This is a genomic window from Methylobrevis albus (genome assembly GCF_015904235.1).
In the GTDB taxonomy this organism is placed as follows: Bacteria; Pseudomonadota; Alphaproteobacteria; order Rhizobiales; family Pleomorphomonadaceae; genus Methylobrevis_A; species Methylobrevis_A albus.
Window position 1 is genome coordinate 313222 of the sequence record NZ_JADZLT010000049.1, and the last position, 19460, is coordinate 332681.

The window sequence follows — 19460 nt, forward strand, 5'->3', positions numbered from 1 at the left end:
CGAGGCGCCTATTTGTCCGCGGCCCTGCCGCTCGCCAGCCTCCTGCTGGCGGCCTGGCTCGGGGCTGCCCGGGCCGAGCCGCAGCTCGTCGTGCTGAGCCAGGGCGGGGCAACGCTGACGGCGACGGATCCCGCCGGCGAGGGCGAGCCGCGCATGATCGCGCTCGACCCCGCGCCGGGCGGGCTCGCGGTGGCGCCGGATGGGCAAAGCGTGGCGGTGAGCCATGCCGATCTCGGCCGGATCGCGCTGGTCGATCTCGAAAGCGGCGCGGTGACGGCGCGGATCGAGGTGGGCGGCCAGCCGTTCGGGCTCGCCTTCGCCGGGCCGGACAGGCTGCTCGCGGCCGACTGGGACCGCGACCGCGTGCTCGAGATCGACACCGTGGCCGGCACGGTGCTGCGCAGCGTCGCGGTCGGCGCGGCGCCGTCGGCGGTCGTCGTCGATCCTGCGGCGGGTCTCGCCTACAGCATCGACCGGGAGAGCGACCAGGTCTCGATCATCGAGCTCGCCGGCTTCACGGTGACGGGCACCGTCGCGGTCGGCCGGGCGCCGTTCGCGGCGGCGCTCTCCACCGACCGCGCCCGGCTCTTTGTTGCCAATGTACAGAGCGGCGACCTTTCGGTCGTCGATCTCGCCGGCGGGCGCGAGGAAGCGCGGGTGGCGATCGGCGGCATGCCCTACGGCGTCGCGGTGCTCGCCTCGAACAGCACCGTCGTCGTGGTCGACCAGGAGGGCGGCCGCATCGTCGAGGTCGATCCCGGCACGCTGGAAACCGGGGCGGCGTTCAAGGTCGGCGACTATCCCGAAGGCATCGCCGCGCTGCCGGACGGGCGCACGGTCGCGGTCGCCAACTGGTTTTCCGACAGCGTCTCGCTGGTCGACATCAGCACCGGCGCGGTGCGGGCGGTGGAGGTCGCGGCCGGGCCGCGGGCGCTCGCCGTTGTTGCGGCGCGGCAGGCAGAAGCCGCAGCGGAGGCAACCCCATGACGCGTTTGATCGGCACCCGGGCGCGCCGCGCCGCCGCCGCCCTCGGCCTCGCCGGCCTGATCGCCGTGCTGCCGCCACCGTCGCTGCTCCGCGCCGCCGACCCGGTCGAGGCGCGGCAGCGGCTGATGGTGTCGGTGGTGCGGGCGACCAGGATCCCGCGCGAGATGGCGCAGGGCAAGACCGAGATCGATGCCGCGGCGGTGCGCGCGGCGATGCTGCCGGTGATCGAGGCGGCGGCGGTGCTGCCCGGGCTGTTTCCCGACTCGAGCAGCGGCATGAAGAGCGGCGCCCTGCCGGCGGTCTGGCGCGAGCCCGAAGCGTTCCGCGCCGGCTTCACCGCGCTCGAGCAGGCGGCGGTGCAACTCGTGTTCGCGGCGGAGCAGGGCGGCGACGCCTTCGCGTTCGCCTTCGACGCCTATGCCGCGACCTGCGACAGCTGCCACGCGAGGTACCGCGCGGCGGAATGACGGCGGACGGGCCGCGCGGGCAGGGAGGCCCGCGTAGCCCGTCCGGGTATCAAGCATGCGGAGTGGGGGACATGGGCGTGATCGCGCAGATCCGGAATCTGGGGTTCGCGGCGGCGAAGGCGGTGCCGGCACGCGGCAGGGTGCTGGCGGGGCTGCAGGGGCTGCTCGGCGCCGTGCCCGGCGTTGCCCGGCGTCCCCGTCTCGCCGGCCTGGTGCCGATGTCCGGCCTGCTGCCCGGCCGGCGACCGATCACGCCGGCCGGCTGGCTGCTGCTCGCCGCGGTCGGCGTGATCGCGCTGATCGTCGTCGCGATGCTGGCGCTGCTCGCCGGCCGGTCGTCCGACCCGGTCACCGCGACGGCGACGCCGCCGCAGGCCGCCGCGCCCCGCGCGGCGGAGCCGGCCCCCGTGCAGCGGCGGCTGTCCGACGCGCGGGTCCGGCTCGCTGTGGCTGAGCGCGCGCCGCTGCTCGGCGGCCGGCTGCAGCCGCGCCTTGCCGAGATCGTCGACGGCGGCCGGGCCGTCGTGCTGCAGCTCGGCGACGCCGCGCCCGACACGATCACGCGCGGCCAGTCGATCGACATCCGCCTCGGGTCGGAATCCTGCCGCCTCGTCTACCTCGGCCTCATTGGCGGGCTCGCTGACATCGAGGCACAATGCGGCGCGCTGGCGACGGCGCCGACGAGCACCGGCCCGGCGGTGACCTCGCCCGAGCGCCGGGTGCGTCCGGGCGACACGGTGCGCTTTGCGCCCGGGGTCGAGATCAAGGTGTCGATGATCGCGCCGAGCGGCGGGGCGCTCAGGGTCAACGTCGCCGGCGGGCCGCTGGTGACGCTGGAGGAAGCGACGCCGATGCCGTTCATCGCCGGCGTGGACAGCTGCGCCGTGTCCTTCCTCGGCCTCGATCCGTCGCAGGCGCAGCGGCCGGGCCGCGACATGACCGGCCGGCTCGTCCGGCTGGCGGTCGCCTGCAACGGCGCGACAGGCGCGCGGCTCGCGAGCGACGCCCGGATCGCAGCCGATCTCGCGCCGTATCTCGGCACCGCCGCGCGGGTCGGCGAGACGGTGTCGTTCCTCGACGAGCAACTCGAGGTCTACGTCGGCTCGAAGCTCGCCGGCGGCGGGGCGCGGCTTTCGGTCGGCGGCGGCGTGCTGCAGCCGGTCGCGGTCGGCCAGTCGGTGCCGGTCACGGCCGGGGGCACGGTGTGCGCCATCGGCCTGCGGCCCGGCGAGGGCGACGCCGTGCTGGTCACCGCCGCCTGCAACGGCCAGACGGCCGGGCCCGGCGTGATTGCCCGCGGCAGCGGCGACGCCAACACGGCGCGGGTGATCCTGCAGCCCAATCTGCCGGCGAGCCTGCTCGGCGAACGGGTCCGGCTGAAGCTGTCGATGATCTCGCCGGACGGCGAGGCGTTGCGGCTCCAGGTCAACGACGCGCCGCTCTCGACCTTGGCGCGCGGCGCCATGGCGGAGATCCCGGTCGGCGACGGCCAGTGCACGGCGGAGTTCCTCGGGCGCGATGGCACCGGCGCCCGTATCCGCGCGCGCTGTGACGAGGCGGCGATGGCCTCGCGCATCCTGGTCGCGGCGGAGCAGGAGGTGGCGGTCCTCGGCGTCGGCGCCACCCGGCCGCTGCTCGGCGGCAAGGTGAAACTCCGGCTCTCGTTGCTGGCGCCCGACGGCGCGGCGGTGCGGCTCGCGGTCAACGAGGCGGAGCTCAGGACGCTGGAGCGCGCCCGGCCGGTGCTGATGACCTATGGCGACGGGCTCTGCTCGGTCGAGTTCCTCGGTGCCCGCGACGCCGGGGCGGCGCTGCGCGCGGTGTGCGACCGGGCGGCGCTCGCCTCCAACCTGCTGATCCCCGAGGCGGCCGAGACCGTGCTGCTCGCCCCCGGCGCCGAGCGCCGGCTGCTCGGCGGGCGCGCGACGCTGAAGCTCTCGATGATCTCGCCGGACGGCGAGGCGCTGCGGCTGGCGCTGAACGGCGGCGCCCTGCGGACCGTGGAGCGCGGGGAGCCGGTCTCCATACCGACCGGCGCGGGGCGCTGCGAACTCGCCTATCTCGGCCCCGAGGGCGGGCGGGCGTCGATCCGCGCCGCCTGCGACGCGGCGGCGCTGGAGGCCGATCCCTTCGTGCCGGTCGCGACGGAGACGGCGAGCCTTTCGACGGGCGGCACGGCGACGCTGTTCGGCGGGCGCCTGCCGCTCGCCGCTTCCATGCTGTCGCCCGATGGCGAGGCGCTGCGGCTCAAGGTGGCGCAGGGGCCACTGATGACGCTGGAGCGGGCGCGGCCGCTGTCGGTGGCGGTCGGCCAGGGCAAATGCGTGCTGACGTTGGCCCCCGCGCCCGACGTGCGGGTCGCCGGCTCGACCCGGCGGGTGGCCGGGGTCGAGGCCGCCTGCGATGCCGGCGCCTTTACCCGGGCGCCGCTGACGACGGCGCGCGAGACGATCGAGCTCGGTTACGGCCGGCCGACGCCGGTGCTGGACGGCCGGCTGACGCTGACCCTGTCGATGATCGCGCCGCGCGGCGACGCGATCCGGCTCGACCTCGGCGCGGGGCTGCGCACGCTGGAAGCGGGCGAGCCGCTGGCCGTCACGGTGGACGGCGCTGACTGCGCGGCGAGCTTCGCCGGCATCGGCGCGGATGGCGCTGCGGCGGGGCGGGCGACGGTGACCGTCGACTGCGGCGGGTCGGCTGCCGGTGCGGCGGGAACCGAGGAGGTCGTACTCGGCTGGGGCGAGACGGCGTCGCTGTTCGGCGGCCTGCTGCCGGTTCGCCTCGACATGATCGCGCCGAGCCGGACGGGGGTGCGCATTGCCGTCGCCGGCGGCCGGGTGACCAGCCTCGACCGCGACCTCCCGATGGACGTCGAAGCCGGCGGGCGACCGTGCCGCCTCAGTTTCCTCGGGGTCGACGGCGACCGCGCGCGCCTGTCGGCGGTGTGCTGAGCCGGCAAACCGGAGCGCCGGATACGACAAAGCCGGATTCGCTTCGCGCGGATCCGGCTGGTTCATGTCGACGACGAAGGCTCTGGTCTACGGGGAAGGCGCGCAGGCCTTTTCCTTATTCGCTGTCGAGACGCAGGCTGAAGACCGACGCCACGGCGGCGATCGCGGCGATCACGGTCGCGACGGTCGCGGCCTGATCGTGCATCGTCAACAGCATCGGATGACGCAGTGCGGCATAGGCCGACAGCGACAGCAGCGTGAAAACCACCACGAGTGCGGCCCAGAGGGCAGCGACCAGGGCGGCGCGCAGCGCGATGGCTGCGGCAAGGGAGTAGGCACGTGGGACGACGGCGGTCCGGACGAATTCGACCATGGCTGCCTCTTCGGAACTGGATTGGACCGCGGCGACGGGGCCGTCCGCGGTTGGCTCATGGCTGATAGAACGGAGAAAAGCCGGTTCTGTTCCGACGTCGGAGGCATGCTCCGGACGCAGGTCCAGCGTGGCGAGCGGTTCGTGCGCGAGCGACATGCCCAATGACCGCATTCGTAAGAGGAGGAGCGTTTGAGGTGTGGCCACGATCCTTACGAATCGCGCGCCGCAATGCAATATGATGAGCGGTCGCAACTCTTACCAATGCGTTGAATTCCGGACGTGTTTTGGGCGCCGTCACCAGTGCCGGAGGCGGTTTTGCGCCGCAAAACCGTGATGGCTTGCGGCCGGACAGCTGCTGCCATGTGCAAGGTGCAGAGGAGGATTGCGTTCTGGACGCATCAGGGCGCAGCCCCTATCCTCCGGGCTCCGTCCAACCCGCATCGATGGGCCGTGCCATGACTGCCGCCGACCCCCGCTACCTGCCGTTCGACCTCGCGGCCGTCGTGCCCGAAGACGGCGCGCCCGACCCCGAAAAGGTCGTGAAGGGTGAGCCGCGCACCCGCACCTGGAACGTCGAGGAGACCCCCGACGGCAAGGTGTTCTCCGGCGTCTGGGAGGCGACCCCGGGCATCTGGCGTGTCTCCTACGACGAGTGGGAATTCTGCTCGATCCTCGCCGGCATCAGCCTGCTGCACGAGGACGGGGTCGATGCGCCGCACCGGCTTTCGGCCGGCGACAGCTTCGTAATCCGGCCCGGCTTCACCGGCCTCTGGGAAGTCGTCGAAACCACCCGCAAGCTCTACGTGATCCGCCTGCCGTGACCGGATGGCCCGCAGCGGATGACGGGCGGCCGCCGCGGATCCTGCTGCTCGGCGGCACCGCCGAGGCGGACGCCATCGCCCGCGATCTCTCCGGCCGGCCCGGCATCGCGGCGCTGATCTCGCTCGCCGGGCGCACGGCCGAGCCGCGGCCCCAGGCGCTGCCGACCCGCGTCGGCGGCTTCGGCGGCGCGGACGGTCTCGCCGCCTTTCTCGCCGCCGAGCGGATCGACCTTCTCGTCGACGCAACCCATCCCTTCGCGGCGCGGATCTCGGCCAACGCCGCCGCGGCGGCCGCCGCCACCGGGGTGCCGCTGTTCCGCCTCGCGCGGCCGGCGTGGCAGGCCGAGCCGGGCGACCGCTGGACGGTGGTCGGCGACAATGCGGCGGCCGTGGCGGCGCTCGGTGCCGCGCCGCGGCGGGTGTTCCTCACCATCGGCCGGCTCGGGCTCGCCGATTTCGCCGCGGCCCCGCAGCATCACTATCTGGTGCGGTCGATCGATCCGCCGGAGGGCGGCGTGCCGCTGCCCGATCACCGGCTGCTGCTGGCGCGCGGGCCGTTCGACGCCGGTGCGGAGGCGGCGCTGATTGCGGCGGAGCGCATCGACGTGCTGGTGACGAAGAACAGCGGCGGGCCGCTCACCTACGGCAAGATCGTCGCGGCGCGCCGGCTCGGCCTGCCGGTCGTGCTCGTCGCGCCGCCGCCGCCGGCCGGCGGGCGGCTCTTCACCACCACGGCCGGCCTGCTCGCCGCCGTCCTCGCCGCCGTGCCGGCGGGCTGACGCCCGGACGGCACGGCGGCGAGGGGCTGCTCAGTCGAGGGCGGGCAGGGCGCCCTCGATCGCGGCGCGCCGGCCTTCGAGGAAGGCGGGCAGCTTCAGCGCGCCGCCGAGATCGGCCGCGGGCTCGTCGACGGCGAAGCCGGGCGCGTCGGTGGCGATCTCGAACAGCACGCCGCCGGGCTCGCGGAAATAGACCGAGCGGAAGTAGTCGCGGTTCTTCTGCTCGGTTGTGCCGAGGCCGTGCTCCTCGGCGAGGCGGCGGACCATGGCCGCCTGCGCCGCGTCGTCGGCGGCGCGGAAGGCGACATGGTGCACCGAGCCCGCCCCGAAGCGATGCGGCAGGAAGCCGCCGACGGCGCGCAGGTCAATGATGCCGCCGAGCGTGGTGCCGGGGGCGCCGAGCCTGAGCACGCTGCCCTCGCGGCCGGTCTCGGCGAAGCCGAGCACGTCGGTGAGGATCGCCGCCGTCGCTTCGGCGCGCTCGAGCAGCAGCGTCACGCCGGCGAGGCCGCGGATCGCAACCTCGGCGGGAACCTCCGCCGTCGCCCAGGCCGGCTCGGCGCCGATGCCGGGCAGTCCGACGAGAGCGAGGCGCATGCCGTCCGGATCGCGGAAGGCGAGTACCGTCTCGCCGAACAGGCGCACGGGCGCGTCGTGCGGCACGCCCTGCGCCAGCAGCCGGTGCAGCCACCAGCCGATCGCGTCCTCGGGCACGCGCAGCCGGGTCTCCTGCGTCTCGCCGACCCCGGCCCGTCCGGCGGCGGCGTGCTGCCAGGGGAAGAAGGTCAGGATCGAGCCCGGGCTGCCGGCCTCGTCACCGAAATAGAGGTGCCAGGTGCCCGGATCGTCGAAGTTCACCGTGCGCTTCACCAGCCGCAGCCCGAGAACGCGGGTGTAGAAGTCGAGGTTCCGCCGCGCCGGGCCGGCGATGGCGGTGACGTGGTGAATGCCGGAACGGGTGTCGGTGACGGCCATGATGGGCTCCTCGGCGCGGCCGGCCGGCGGTGGGCGCCGGTCGGTCCGCGCAGTCTGGCGGCGGCGGGGACGCCGGCGCGGGTGTTTTTCGGGTTCCAGCCCCAGATGGGGCCGCGGTGCTTCGGTCGCAGTATCGCCGATGGTGACCAGATCGTCGTCGTCCGCTTGACCAAACGCCCGCGATTGTCGACACCCCGGGGCGGAACGATCCCGCGGTGCGTCGCCGCCGCCAAGGCCTGCAGAAGGAATCCCCGATGTCCCGTTTCGCCAGCTATCCGAGCCTCGACGCGGCCACCGTCTTCGTCACCGGCGGCGCCTCGGGCATCGGCGAGGAGATCGTGCGCGCGTTTGCGGACCAGGGCGCGCGCGTCGGCTTCGTCGACATCGACGTGGAGCGTGGTGCGGCGCTGGCGGCGGAGATCGTCGCCGGCGGCGGCAGCGCCCACTTCGAAGCCTGCGACCTGCGCGACATCGCGGCGCTGCAGCGGGCGTTCGCGGCGCTGGAGGCGGCGCTCGGCCCGGCGTTCGTGCTCGTCAACAACGCCGCCCGCGACGACCGCCACGGCTGGCAGGACGTGACGCCGGACTATTACGACGAGCGGATCGCGGCCAACCTGCGCCACATGTTCTTCGCCACCCAGGCGGTGGCGCCGGGCATGATCGCCGCCGCCAAGGGCGGCTCGATCATCAACCTCGGCTCGAACTCCTGGTTCGAGGCGGTCGGCGGCATGCCGGTCTACACCACGTCGAAGGCCGCCGTGCACGGCATGACACGTTCATTTGCGCGCGACCTCGGCCCGCATCGCATTCGCGTGAACACGGTCGTGCCGGGCTGGGTGATGACCGAGCGGCAGAAGCAGCTGTGGGCGACGCCGGAATCGCTGGCAAAACACCTTGCAAACCAGTGCCTTCCGGACCTGATCGAGCCGGTCTACATCGCCCGGATGGTGCTGTTCCTCGCCTCCGACGACGCCGCGATGTGCACCGCGAACAACTTCCTCGTCGAGGCCGGATCGGTCTGAGGGAGCCTGCCGGGGCCGTCCGGCGGCGGCGCGGTGAAACCCATTCGGTATCCCCGCGCGTAGAGAGAACAGCCCCTTGCGTTTTGCCGGCATTGATCCAGATTTGCCACGTCCGGATCGTTTATTCCGGCCGCCCTCGCCCTGGGGCGAAAGGTGTGCTGGAGCAATGATGAAATATTCGACGACGCCGTCGGCCGATGGTCCGGCCGGGACTCAAGTCAGGACATCTGGCCATGCCGACGCCCCGCGGGGCGTCAGCGCCGTGCAGGCGCTGTGGCTCGGCGCGCTCGGCCTCGGCGCGCTCGCCGTGGCGCTGGTCGCCGGCGGGGTGCTGGCGCCGTCGCCCGCGTCGCTGCTCGCGGCGATCGTGTTCTATGGCGGGGTGGTCTGGGCCGTCGCGGTCGCGGCGCCGGCCGGAGCCTTCGGCTGGCCGAACATCGTCACCCTGCTGCGGGCGGTGATCACCGTCGGCCTGATCGGCCATGTCGCCGAAAGCGCGCTGACGGGCTATCGGCCGGACCTTCTCGGCGCCTGGCTGGTGGCGCTGCTCGCCGCGGCGGCGATCCTGCTCGACGGGCTCGACGGCTGGATCGCACGGCGGTTTCGCCGGGAAACCGCCTTCGGCGCCCGCTTCGACATGGAAATCGACGCGCTGCTGATCCTCGCGCTGTCGGTGCTCGCCGTGGTGCTGGACAAGGCCGGCTGGTTCGCGCTCGCCATCGGCGGCATGCGCTATGCCTTCGTCGTCGCCGGCTGGCTCGTGCCCGCGCTCGCCGGCCCGCTGCCGCCGTCGCTGCGGCGGAAAACCGTGTGCGTGGTGCAGGGGGTGACGCTGGTGCTGCTCGCGATGCCCGTCGTGGTGCCGCCGGCGAGCGAGGCCCTCGCCGTCGCCGCGCTGGCGCTGCTCGGCTATTCCTTCCTCGTCGACATCCTCTGGCGGCTGCGGCTCGCGCGCCGCGAAGCGCGGGCGACGTGAGCCTCCCCGACCTGCCGACCCTCGCCGGGCTCGCCCGTTCGCTCGCCGTCTACTACGGCCAGCCATGGAAGACGCGGCGGCTGCGGCGGTTCTACCGCGACCTCGTCCGCCCGGGCGACCTCGCCTTCGACGTCGGCGCCCATGTCGGCAGCCGGACGCGGGCGCTGGTCGCGGCCGGGGCGCGCGTCGTCGCGCTGGAGCCGCAACCGGCGTTCCATCGGCTGCTGGAAATGATCCTGCCGCGCCGCGGCGTGGTGCTGCGCCGCGAGGCGGTCGGGGCGCGGCCCGGGCGGCTGGCGCTCGCCGTCTCGCGGCGACACCCGACCGTCTCCAGCCTGTCGCCCGACTGGATCGAGCGCGTGCGGTCGAGCTCGGGCTTCGGCGACGTGGTCTGGGACCGGCTGATCGAGGTGCCGGTGACGACGCTCGACCTGCTGATCGCCGAGCACGGCATCCCGGCCTTCGTGAAGATCGACGTCGAGGGCATGGAGGCGGAGATCCTCGCCGGCCTGTCGCAGCCCCTTCCGCTGGTGGCGGTGGAGTACCTGCCGGCGGCGATCGAGGTCGCCTACGCCTCGATCGCGCGGCTCGAAAGCCTCGGCCGCCACGCCTACAACCGGGTCGAGGGCGAGCGGCACGGCTTTGTCCATGCCGCCTGGCGCGACGCCGAGGCGATGCGCGCGGACCTCACCGCGCTGCCCGCGGGCGCCCCGTCGGGCGACCTCTACGCCCGGCCGGCGGCCGCGGAAACGCTGCGATGACCGCAGGGGCGCCCGCCGCGGCCCGGCGGCGGGTCGGCTGGCTTGGGCCGATGATCGCCGTCATCGCCGTGCTCGCGGCGTTGCAACTGCCCGACCGGAGCAGCCGGCTGACGCTGCCGGGCATGGCGCTGCCGCTGCCGCTGGAACTGCCGGCCCTGCTCTTGCTGCTCGTCGCCGCCGCCTGGTTGCCGCGGGCGCTCCGCACGATGGTCACGGCGGCGGCCGGGCTGGTGCTCACCCTCGTCGTCACGGCCAAGCTCGCCGACATCGGCTCGCGCACGGCGTTCGGGCGGCCGTTCGAGGTGGTGCTCGACCTGCCGCTGCTCGGCGCCGGATGGAACCTTTTGTCGGGATCGGTGGGCCGGGCCGGGGCGGCGGCGGCCTTCGCCGCGGCCGGTGTCGCGCTCGTGCTGCTCGGCGCGCTCTTCGTCTGGGCGGTCGGCCGGCTCGGCGCCGCGGCGGCCCGGTGGCCGGTCCGCACGGCGCTTCTCGCCGGCCTCGGCCTCGCGCTCGGCGGGGCGGCGCAGGTCGCCACGCCGCAGGGGCAGCCGCCGCGCGCGGATTTCGCCGCGACCCGCTTTGCCGCCACCCACGTCACCGCGTCGCTGCGCAGCCTCGACGACATCACGGAATTCGACGCGGCGGCGGCGATCGATCCGGTGATGGGCCTGCCGGATGAGGCCTTGCTCAACGCGCCCGCGCTCGCCGGCAAGGACGTGCTCGTCGTCTTTGTCGAATCCTACGGCAGCAGCGCGCTGGAAGACCCGCGCTATGCGCCGGCCGTCACCGCCGCGCTCGGCCGGGCGGCAGAGCGGCTGGAAAGCGCCGGGCTCGGCGTCACCAGCGGCTACCTCGTCTCGCCCACCGTCGGCGGCCAGAGCTGGCTGGCGCACGGCGCGCTGCTCGCCGGCCTGCGCGTCGACAACCAGCGCCGCTACGACCGGCTGATCGGCAGCAGCCGCGGCACGCTCAACCGCGACTTCCGCCGCGCCGGCTGGCGCACGGTGGCGGTGATGCCGGCGATCACCATGGACTGGCCGGAAAGCGCCTTCTTCGGCTACGACGCGATCTATGATTCCGAGGGGCTCGCCTATCGCGGCAAGCCGTTCAACTGGGTGACGATGCCGGACCAGTACACGCTGGCCGCCTTCGACCGCTTCGAGCGCCCCCCCGGGCCGCGCCGGCCGGTGATGGCCGAGATCGCGCTGATCTCGAGCCACGCGCCGTGGACGCCGATCCCGACCCTCGTCGACTGGGACGACGTCGGCGACGGCAGTGTGTTCAATGACATGGCGTCGAGCGGCGATCCGCCCGACGTGGTCTGGCGGGATTCCGAGCGCGTGCGGCTGCAGTATCGCCTCTCGATCGAATATGCGGTCGAGACGGTCGCGGCCTATCTCGCCGACAAGGGCGGACCGGACCTCGTCGCCTTCGTCGTCGGCGACCATCAGCCCGCGCCGCTGATCACCGGCGACGACGCCGGGCGGCGCGTGCCGATGCACGTCATCGCCGCCGACCCGGCCGTGCATGCGGCGCTTAGCCGTTGGAACTGGCAGGCCGGCCTGCTGCCGGACCCCGCCGCCGAGCCGCTGCCGATGGAGGATTTTCGCGCGCGGCTGGTGCGAACGTTCTCCGACGCACCCTGACCCCGGCGCTTCCGGTTCGGGCAAGTGGCGGCGGTCGTCGGGTTTTCCAGCCTCGCGACCGTCATCACCGGCCTTGAGCCGGTGACCCACTCGCCGTCCTGAACGGGTTTTGGCTCGCAATGGAATTCTTGCAAGCGATCAATCTCTTGGCTCGCACTATGCCGCACGGCCATTGGGTCGCCGGGTCAAGCCCGGCGATGACGATCGCGAGGGGGCTCATCTCAGCGAAGTCCGGCGGGCATCAGCGAAGTCCGGCGGGCGATCTCTTGACCCCTTGCGCCCGCCCTCAGCCGGGCGGCAGCGCCAGCAGGTCGCCGTGGCCGATGCGGATGATACCGGGGGCGGCGAGGCGGAACGCCAGCCAGTTGTCGATCGCGGCCTTTGCCGCCGGGTTTATCTCGCGTGCGGCGCCGGCGATGCCGGTCAGCAACTGCTCCCGGAAGGCGGCCGTCTCCGGCGCCTCGTCCGCCGTCGTTCCGGCAATCTCCCACGGGCTCGGCGCCGTCACGACCCGGTAGCCGCGGGCGGCGAACACCGCTGCCGCGGTGGCGGCGGCATCGGGGCCGAGCGCGGGTCCGAACCCCTTGTCGCTGCGCTGGTGGCGGTTGAAGAGCTCCGTCACCTCGGCGTCGAGCGGGTGGGCGGGGTCGAAGTGCATCACGCCATCGTACGACAGCGCCGCATAGACCGCGGCGCCGGCCGCCGTCGCCGCGTCCGCCAGCCGCTCGATCCATGCGACCGAGACGAGGTCGAACAGCGCCGAGGCGGTGATCAGCCGGGCGCCGGCGACCGGCAGCACGGCGTCGGCGGCGAGATCGGCGACGACGGTCTCCGCGCGCGGGCCGGAGCGGGCCTTCGCCTCGGCGAGCAGGCCGGCGTCGGCGTCGACGAGGCGCCAGCGGAGATCTGCCGGGGCGAGCGGGTCGAAGGCGCGCAGCGTCGCGCCGGTGCCGCTGCCGAGGTCGACGGCGAGCGGGGCAGCGACGGCACGCAGCCAGTCGGCGGCGGCGGCATGCAGGGCCGGGTCGCGCGCTCCGCTGTCGGCGGGGGCGCGCAGGTCGAGCCAGCGGACGGAAAAGCTCATCGGTCGGCTCCGGCGCGGGCGAGGAGGGCGGGGAACGAGCCGGCGGCGGCGAGTACGTCGGCGACGATCGCCGCGGTCTCCGGCCAGCGCGGCAGGTCGGCGGCAGCGGCCCGGGTGGCATCGCGTGCCGCGCGGCGGACGTCCGCGTCGGCGAGCAGCGGCCGCAGCGCCGCGGCGAAGGCGGCCGCGTCGCCGGGGGCGACGAGCCGGCCGGCGCCGGCGGGCACCGCCTCGGCCACCGCGCCGCCGGCGCAGCCGACCACGGGCAGGCCGTGCGCCACGGCTTCGCAAAAGGCCATGCCGTACCCCTCGTACCAGGACGCGAGCACGAAGAGGTCGGCGGCGGCGAACGCCGGGCCGACATCGGCGGCGGCGCCGCCGAAGGTGATGCGCGCTTCGAGCCCGTGCTCGGCGACCCGGCGGCGCAGGCCGGCCACCCAGTCCGGGTCGCGGCGGTCGTCGCCGACGCAGCGGCAGGTCCAGGGAAGATCGGCGACGGCGGCGAGCGCGTCGATCAGCACGTCGTGGCCTTTGCGCGGGATCAGGCTGCCGAGGCTGAGGAGGCGCGGCGGGTCGCCGCTCGCGGCGGCAAACTCGGCCGGGTCGGTGCCCGGGACCGCGACGGTGAGCCGGTCCGGCGCCACGCCGTAGTCGGCGACGAGGCGGCGGCCGGTGTCGGGGCTGGTGGTGACGACGGCGACGGCCGCCTCCAGCGCGGCGCGCTCGGCCGCGGCGAGGCGGCGCGCCGTTTCCGGCTCGAGGCCGGTTTCGAGCGCGAGGGGATGGTGCACCAGGGCGACGAGCCGCAGCCGGCCGGCCTCGCGCCGGGCGAGGTCCGGCAGCGCGCCGAAGGCGAGGCCGTCGATAAGCACCACGGTGCCGTCGCCGAGGCCGGCGAGCTGCCGCGCCGCGTCGGCGGCGTCGGCCGCCGCCGGGTGCGGGAACGCGGCGCCGAGGGCGAGGTGGCGGACGCGGATGCCGGCGCGGCGCCATTCGGCGATCAACCGGCGGTCATAGCCGGTGCCCCCGGTCGGGGCCTCGAGGTCGCCCGGGATGGCGAAGACGATCTCCGCCGGGGCGGGGGCAAGGCTCAAAGCGCCGCCTCGTACCAGGCGCGCGCGACATGGCTTTCGTGCAGCTGTACCTTCAGCCGGGCGACGCGGCTGCCGCCGGCGCCGAGCTTGCCGGCGGCGATCTCGGCGCTGAGCCCGTCGAAGATCACCTTCGACAGGAATTCGGTCGTGGTGACCTTGCCGGCGAAGGCGGGCACGGTGTCGAGGTTCGCGTAGCGCAGCGGCTGCAGCACGCGGCCGAGCGCCTCGGTGGCGAGCCCGATGTCGACGACGAGGCCGTCGTCGTCGAGTGCCTCGGCGTAGAAGGCCGCATCGACCACGAAGGTCGCCCCGTGCAGGCCCTGGGCGGGGCCGAACACCGCGCCGGGCAGGCTGTGGGCGATCATAATGTGGTCTCGGACTTCGACGGCAAACATTTGGCTCTCCGGTCCTGCGGCGACGGCGTCGCGGCAACGAGGGGCGTTAACTAGGCGCTTCGGCGCCGATGGCGAGGGCTCAGGGCGCCGAAGCGGCCGCCGTGCCCTCGTCATAGCGCACGCGGTGGCAGAGTGTTCCGGCATCGGCGAGGATCGCCGGGTAGGCCGCAGCGAGGTCCGCGAACGCCGTCTCGCCCGAAATCAGCGCGTCGAGACGGTCGTCGCCGAGAAGATCGAGGGCAAGGGCGAGGCGGCGGGCAAAATCCCAGCGGCCGCGCCGGGACGCCGGCAGGTGGCCGACCTGCGACGAGACGAGGCGCAGGCGCCGGCTGTGGAAGGCGCCGCCGAGGTCAACGGCGACCGGCCCGGCGCCGTGCCAGCTCGCCTCGACCACCACCGCCTCGAAGCCGGCGAGGCCGATCGCGGTGGCGAGGCCCGCGGCGCTGGCGCTGGCGTGCACGACGACGTCACAGGCCTCGCCGAGCCCGGCCGCCGCGTCATCCGGCTGCGCGAAGCGGCAGCCGAGACGGGTGGCTAGGCTTGCACGGCTCTCCAGCCGGTCGACCAGCGTCACCTCCGTGCCGGGAATGCGCGCGGCGAGGTGGGCGACGAGGGCGCCGACGACGCCGGCGCCGACCACGGCGACGCGGTCGCCCGGCGCGATGCCGGCGTCCCAGACGACGTTTACGGCGGTTTCCATGTTGGCGGCGAGCACCGCGCGTGCGGGGGGCAACCCGGCCGGCAGCGGCGTGACGGCGGCGGCCGGCACGACGAAGCGGTCCTGGTGCGGGTGGAGGCAGAACACGGCGCGGCCGCGGAGGTCCTCCGGCCCGGCCTCGACCACGCCGACGGCGGCGTAGCCATATTTGACGGGAAAGGGAAAATCGCCGTCCTGGAACGGCGCGCGCATCCGCGTCCGCTCGCTGTCGGGCACCCGGCCGGCAAACACCAGCGCCTCGGTGCCGCGGCTGATGCCGGAATGGAGCGTGCGCACAAGCACCTCGCCGCCGCCCGCTCGCGGCAGTTCGGTGCGGCGCAGTTCGGCCTTGCCGCCGCCGACGCACCAGAGCGCCGTTGCGGCGGCGGGATTCTCGGTCATCCGCTCAGATGATCCGGTAGAGGGTTTCGTCGCGGCGGATGACGTGATGGTAGAGCGCGCCGCCGATGTGGCCGGCGATCAGCGCGAGGATCGCCCAGCCGAGCGCGACATGGCCGAGCTTCAGATAGCCGGCCAGCACCTCGTCCTTGCCGATCGGGCTCCAGATCGGCACGAGGTCGAACAGGCGCAGCGGAAAGCCGTAGGCGTTGGTCATCAGGAAACCGAGGATCGGCTGCGCGATCAGCGCCACATAGAGCAGCACGTGCACCGAGCCGGCGACCTTCTCGAGGAACGGCGACATGGTGGAAGGGTGCGGCGGCGGCGGATTCGACAGCCGCACCGCGAGGCGCGCCAGCATGATCCACAGCACGATGAAGCCGAAGGACTCGTGCAGCATGTAGAAGCTGAGCTTCACGTCGTCCTTGACGAACTTGATCACCGCGCCGAGCGGAAACACCACGACGACGAGCAGCACCACCCCCCAGTGCAACAATCGCTGCGCCACGCCGTAGCGCTCGATCGTCGGCATCACCGTACGCATGCCCATGTCTCCCCCCGTTGACCGGCCGCGGAACCGGTACGGAGGGTAACAGGAAAACCGCGCGGGCGCGATGGAAGTCGAGGCGCGGGCAGGCGCGACAGGCGATGAGGATTCTCAGGCCGGCCCCGAGCGTGCGCCCGGTCCGATCGAGAAGAACCAGTGGCTGAGCAGGCCGATACTCCAGCCGAGGAGCGGCCACTGGACCCACCAGGGCGGGCCCACCGCGATATTGACGATCAGCAGCACGATCATCGTCACGACGAAGGCGAAGGCGTGGATGGCGACGGCGCGGCGACGGCCCGCCGGACTCATGGGGATCATGTTGCCCTCCGGAATGCGAATGGGTACCGGCCGCCGGCTTCTGCGGGTGGCGGCGGAATGCGGGAAGCGCCGACGTTGCGGACGCATCCGACCGTCGAGCCCCTCCCGAGCCTGATCGGGAACGAAACCGGCGTCCGGTGCCTGCGCTGGCCGGACAAGGCGCCGGAGCCATCGTGGCGACGTTTGACATCACCCCGCTTCGCCTTCGCACTTGTGCGTCACGATCCCCCATCGGGGCCGCATGTTCTTTGCCCCTCTTGCGCTCGACCTGCACGGATCTTGCTTTTTCTGCGGCAGCGGTGGCACGCCCCACGGACGATGCCTTGCCGCCCGAGGAGAGCCATGGGAAAACTGCTCGTGCTGATGGCGATGTCCGGGCGCAGGCGCGGCGAGTTCTCCTTGCCCTGTCCGGCATGACCGCTGGCGCTTGACCTCGACAGCACGCGACGAGGGCAGAAGATGGCCGGGCCAGCGACAGGTGAGGATGCCTCCGTTGCCGACGCGGCTTCACCCGTCCGAGGCGGCTGGTATGCCGTCGCCGTGCTGCTGGTCGCGCTGCTTCTTTCCTTCACCGATCGGTTCATCCTCAACCTCGTCGTCGACCCGATCCGCATCGAGCTGTCGCTCAGCGACATCGAGGTCAGCCTGTTGCAGGGCGCCGGGTTCGCGATCATCTTCGCGCTCGCCGGCCTTCCCTGCGGACGGCTCGCGGACCGGGTGAACCGCCGCCGACTGATCGCCGCCGGCGTGCTCCTGTGGTCGGCCGCAACGGTCGCCTGCGGCTTCGCCACGGATTTCTTCAGTTTCTTCGCCGCGCGTCTTGCCGTGGGGGCCGGCGAGGCGACGCTGATTCCGGCCGCCTCGTCGCTGATCATCGACCTCTTCGCGCCGCGCCGCAGGGGAACCGCCCTCGGCGTCTTCGCCCTCGGCGCCACATTCGGGACCGGCACCGCGCTCTTCATCGGCGGGCAGCTTCTCGGGCTGATCGAAAGCGGGGCGTTCGCGTCGATACCGTTCGTCGGCGGGCTGTCGTCCTGGCGCATCCTGATGATCGTCGCCGGCCTGCCCGGACTTGTCGTCGCCGCGCTCGTCCTGATGATCCGCGAGCCGATGCGCCACCATGCCGCCGGCTTTCTGCCGCTCTCCGCCGTCGCCCGCCGGCTCCTCGCCGACAACGGGTCGGTGCTGCGGGTCACGATGGTGAAGGGTGCGCTCGGGATTGGCGACTACGGGCTGATCGCATGGCTGCCGACGCTGCTGCAACGCGTCTACGGCCTCTCCGCGCAAGATGCGGGCAGCCTCCTGGCGCTGTCGATTACCGCGAGCGGGGCCATGGCATCGCTCGCCGGGGGCACGCTCTCCGATGCCTTCGTCCGCCGCTGGGGCACGGCGACGCGTGTGGTCCTGCTGCTCGGCTGCTATGCGCTCGCCCTGATGGGCGCCGTGGCGGTGTTTCTTGCCGCGACGCCCGCCTTCGTCGGCCTTGCTTTTGCGATCTGGGCGTTCGGTTCGATCGGCGGCTACGTCATCGGCCATGTCGTGATGCAGGAGAGCGTGCCCGCCGACATGCGTGCGACGACCATCGCCCTGTCGCTGACCGCGACCGCGCTCGTTGGCATCGGGCTGGGGCCGTCGCTGGTGCCACTGGTGGCACAGCATGTCTTCGGGAGCGAGGCCGCGCTTCAGCCGGCGATGGCAACCGTGGCCCTCGCCGCCGCGCTCGCGGCCTGCGTCATCATCGCGCCGCCGATCCGGCGTGGCCTCGCCGAACTGCGGCGTGCGGCGAGGCCGTCGCCGTCGCGGTCCTGATCGAGCCATCGACACGGCGGCGAAGCGCCGGGCGTTGAATCGTCTTCGCGCAAGGAGACCCGGCGCTCACCGGGCCATCCAGCCGATCGTTTGGGCGTGGAGGCTTTGAACGTAGAGACGGTCGGCGGTTTCCGTCGCGCCGGTCGTCTCCGGATAGCCCCCGCTCGGATCCTGAAGATCCTCGACGACACGGCCGCTCTCGTCGATGGCAAAGACGTGGGAATAGGGCGCGCCGAGGGGCAGCATCGACCTCGGCAGGCGGGCAATGACCGAACGCAGGGACGGCCACCCGCTGAGGCTGTCGGCCGCCGGATTTCGGGGACGGAACAGACCGACCCAGATCCGGCCGTCTCGGCCTGCCATCAGGTTGTCCGGATAGCCCGGAAGATTGTCGAACAAGATCGTCGCGTCGGTCTCGCCCGGGCCGATCGCAAGGTCGCGCGCGCCCGTCGCGATCTTCCAGATCCGGTAGCGGCCGGTCTCGGCGACGAAAAGGCTCTTGCCGTCGGACGAGAGCGCAATGCCGTTGGCAAACGAAAATCCCTTCGCCACGACGCGCGTCTCACCGGTGGCCGGATCATAGGCGAGCACCCGCCCGCTCGCCGACTGCTCGAGAATATCGAGCACGCTCGCCTCGAGTGTCTCGCCCCAGTCGGCAGGCCGGAAACGGGTCGAGGAATCCGACAGATAGATTGTTCCGTCGGGCGCGACGACGACCGCATTGGCGTAGCCGATCGGATCGCCGTCACTGACCCGGTCGGTCAGGAACTGCGGCTTGCCGTCCGGGGAGATCGCCAGCAGGCCGAGCATCGCGTCGGCCGCGATCATCCGGCCGTCGGCGTCGAAGGCAAAGCCCAGCACCCGGCCGGCCGTCTCGGCGAAGACGCGGCGGTCGCTGCCGTCCGGCGCCAAGCTGAGGATCGCCCCGCTCGTCATCGCGGCATAAAGCCTGCCGCCCGGACCGAAGGCGAGATGTTCCGGTCCGAAGTCCGTGCCGAGGTCGATGTGGTTCAGGTCGGCGAGCCGGGTGTTCGGCGCGAACGGGCCGGTGAAGCCGGCTGGCTCCGCCGCCGACCAGGCCACCGGCTGGATCGGCACCGGCCAGAGGCACAGATAGGCCAGCCCTGCCAGCAGCACGAGGCCGGCGATGGCGGCAATTCCCCGGGCAAAGCTCACGTCCCGTCCTCCACGGTTGGACATTCGGCGGCCGAGGCGCCGTTCGAACCGGATAGCCGCGATTTGGGCGTGTCGTCTTGGCCGTCCTTGCCGACGTTGCACCCGATCTTGCCAGATCCGTCCCCTGCCCGACGGCGCCGACCCGGCCCGGCGCCTCATCCGGGCGGCGTGAAACGAGGATCG

General features: G+C 73.0%; 19 protein-coding genes. 10 read left to right on the forward strand and 9 right to left on the reverse strand.

Annotation, left to right across the window (positions count from 1 at the left end):
• The first annotated feature begins 12 nt into the window (after positions 1–12).
• The 3 genes from I5731_RS08640 to I5731_RS08650 all read left to right on the forward strand — a co-directional run bounded on the left by I5731_RS08640 (position 13) and on the right by I5731_RS08650 (position 4405).
• The gene (locus I5731_RS08640; RefSeq protein WP_197310950.1) at positions 13–987 is read left to right on the forward strand and encodes a YncE family protein; all 975 of its coding nucleotides are present in this window, start codon (positions 13–15) and stop codon (positions 985–987) included.
• The gene (locus I5731_RS08645) at positions 984–1454 is read left to right on the forward strand and encodes a c-type cytochrome (protein WP_197310951.1); all 471 of its coding nucleotides are present in this window, start codon (positions 984–986) and stop codon (positions 1452–1454) included. Before I5731_RS08640 ends, I5731_RS08645 begins: the two co-directional genes overlap by 4 nt.
• A 71-nt stretch (positions 1455–1525) precedes the next feature.
• A complete protein-coding gene (locus tag I5731_RS08650; protein WP_197310952.1) occupies positions 1526–4405 on the forward strand; it encodes a hypothetical protein in 2880 nt (959 codons plus the stop codon).
• A 115-nt stretch (positions 4406–4520) separates the two neighbouring features.
• On the opposite strand, the gene I5731_RS08655 is transcribed toward I5731_RS08650, so the two are convergent.
• Positions 4521–4934, reverse strand: a complete 414-nt coding sequence (locus I5731_RS08655; protein ID WP_197310953.1) for a hypothetical protein — start codon at positions 4932–4934, stop codon at positions 4521–4523.
• A 299-nt stretch (positions 4935–5233) separates the two neighbouring features.
• On the opposite strand from I5731_RS08655, the gene I5731_RS08660 reads away from it, so the two are divergent.
• Positions 5234–5599, forward strand: a complete 366-nt coding sequence (locus tag I5731_RS08660; protein WP_197310954.1) for a cupin domain-containing protein — start codon at positions 5234–5236, stop codon at positions 5597–5599.
• Positions 5596–6378 (forward strand): cobalt-precorrin-6A reductase, encoded by a 783-nt coding sequence (locus tag I5731_RS08665; RefSeq protein ID WP_197310955.1) that lies wholly within the window; start codon positions 5596–5598, stop codon positions 6376–6378. Before I5731_RS08660 ends, I5731_RS08665 begins: the two co-directional genes overlap by 4 nt.
• A gap of 30 nt (positions 6379–6408) precedes the next feature.
• On the opposite strand, the gene I5731_RS08670 is transcribed toward I5731_RS08665, so the two are convergent.
• A complete protein-coding gene (locus tag I5731_RS08670) occupies positions 6409–7353 on the reverse strand; it encodes a ring-cleaving dioxygenase (protein WP_197310956.1) in 945 nt (314 codons plus the stop codon).
• Between the two features lie 254 nt (positions 7354–7607).
• On the opposite strand from I5731_RS08670, the gene I5731_RS08675 reads away from it, so the two are divergent.
• From I5731_RS08675 to I5731_RS08690, 4 genes are all read left to right on the forward strand, one after another.
• Positions 7608–8375: an SDR family NAD(P)-dependent oxidoreductase gene (locus I5731_RS08675; protein WP_197310957.1), complete on the forward strand. Its 768-nt coding sequence runs from the start codon at positions 7608–7610 to the stop codon at positions 8373–8375.
• Between the two features lie 169 nt (positions 8376–8544).
• Positions 8545–9351 (forward strand): CDP-alcohol phosphatidyltransferase family protein, encoded by an 807-nt coding sequence (locus I5731_RS08680; RefSeq protein ID WP_197310958.1) that lies wholly within the window; start codon positions 8545–8547, stop codon positions 9349–9351.
• Entirely contained in the window at positions 9348–10112 is a 765-nt protein-coding gene (locus I5731_RS08685; RefSeq protein ID WP_197310959.1) for an FkbM family methyltransferase, read from the forward strand. The genes I5731_RS08680 and I5731_RS08685 overlap by 4 nt, the downstream gene beginning before the upstream one ends.
• Positions 10109–11758: an alkaline phosphatase family protein gene (locus tag I5731_RS08690; RefSeq protein ID WP_197310960.1), complete on the forward strand. Its 1650-nt coding sequence runs from the start codon at positions 10109–10111 to the stop codon at positions 11756–11758. The genes I5731_RS08685 and I5731_RS08690 overlap by 4 nt, the downstream gene beginning before the upstream one ends.
• A 286-nt stretch (positions 11759–12044) precedes the next feature.
• Here the strand turns inward: I5731_RS08690 and I5731_RS08695 are convergent, their stop codons facing one another.
• From I5731_RS08695 to I5731_RS08720, 6 genes are all read right to left on the reverse strand, one after another.
• On the reverse strand, positions 12045–12842 hold the full coding sequence (locus tag I5731_RS08695; protein WP_197310961.1) for a class I SAM-dependent methyltransferase: 798 nt from the start codon (positions 12840–12842) through the stop codon (positions 12045–12047).
• On the reverse strand, positions 12839–13936 hold the full coding sequence (locus I5731_RS08700) for a glycosyltransferase family 4 protein (RefSeq protein ID WP_210336268.1): 1098 nt from the start codon (positions 13934–13936) through the stop codon (positions 12839–12841). Before I5731_RS08700 ends, I5731_RS08695 begins: the two co-directional genes overlap by 4 nt.
• On the reverse strand, positions 13933–14331 hold the full coding sequence (locus I5731_RS08705; RefSeq protein ID WP_197310962.1) for a 6-pyruvoyl trahydropterin synthase family protein: 399 nt from the start codon (positions 14329–14331) through the stop codon (positions 13933–13935). The genes I5731_RS08700 and I5731_RS08705 overlap by 4 nt, the downstream gene beginning before the upstream one ends.
• A 79-nt stretch (positions 14332–14410) precedes the next feature.
• Positions 14411–15430, reverse strand: a complete 1020-nt coding sequence (locus I5731_RS08710; protein ID WP_197310963.1) for a zinc-dependent alcohol dehydrogenase — start codon at positions 15428–15430, stop codon at positions 14411–14413.
• A 4-nt stretch (positions 15431–15434) separates the two neighbouring features.
• Positions 15435–15971, reverse strand: a complete 537-nt coding sequence (locus tag I5731_RS08715) for a cytochrome b (RefSeq protein WP_235981642.1) — start codon at positions 15969–15971, stop codon at positions 15435–15437.
• Between the two features lie 114 nt (positions 15972–16085).
• Complete coding sequence (locus tag I5731_RS08720) at positions 16086–16292, reverse strand: 2TM domain-containing protein (protein ID WP_197310965.1); 207 nt, start codon at positions 16290–16292, stop codon at positions 16086–16088.
• Positions 16293–16751: 459 nt separating this feature from the next.
• Between I5731_RS08720 and I5731_RS08725 the strand changes: the two genes are divergently transcribed.
• Complete coding sequence (locus I5731_RS08725; protein WP_197310966.1) at positions 16752–18101, forward strand: MFS transporter; 1350 nt, start codon at positions 16752–16754, stop codon at positions 18099–18101.
• A gap of 66 nt (positions 18102–18167) precedes the next feature.
• Here I5731_RS08725 and I5731_RS08730 read toward each other — a convergent pair whose 3' ends face one another.
• Positions 18168–19436, reverse strand: coding sequence for an SMP-30/gluconolactonase/LRE family protein (locus I5731_RS08730; protein ID WP_235981643.1), 1269 nt, complete (start codon positions 19434–19436; stop codon positions 18168–18170).
• Between the last annotated feature and the right edge of the window lie 24 nt (positions 19437–19460).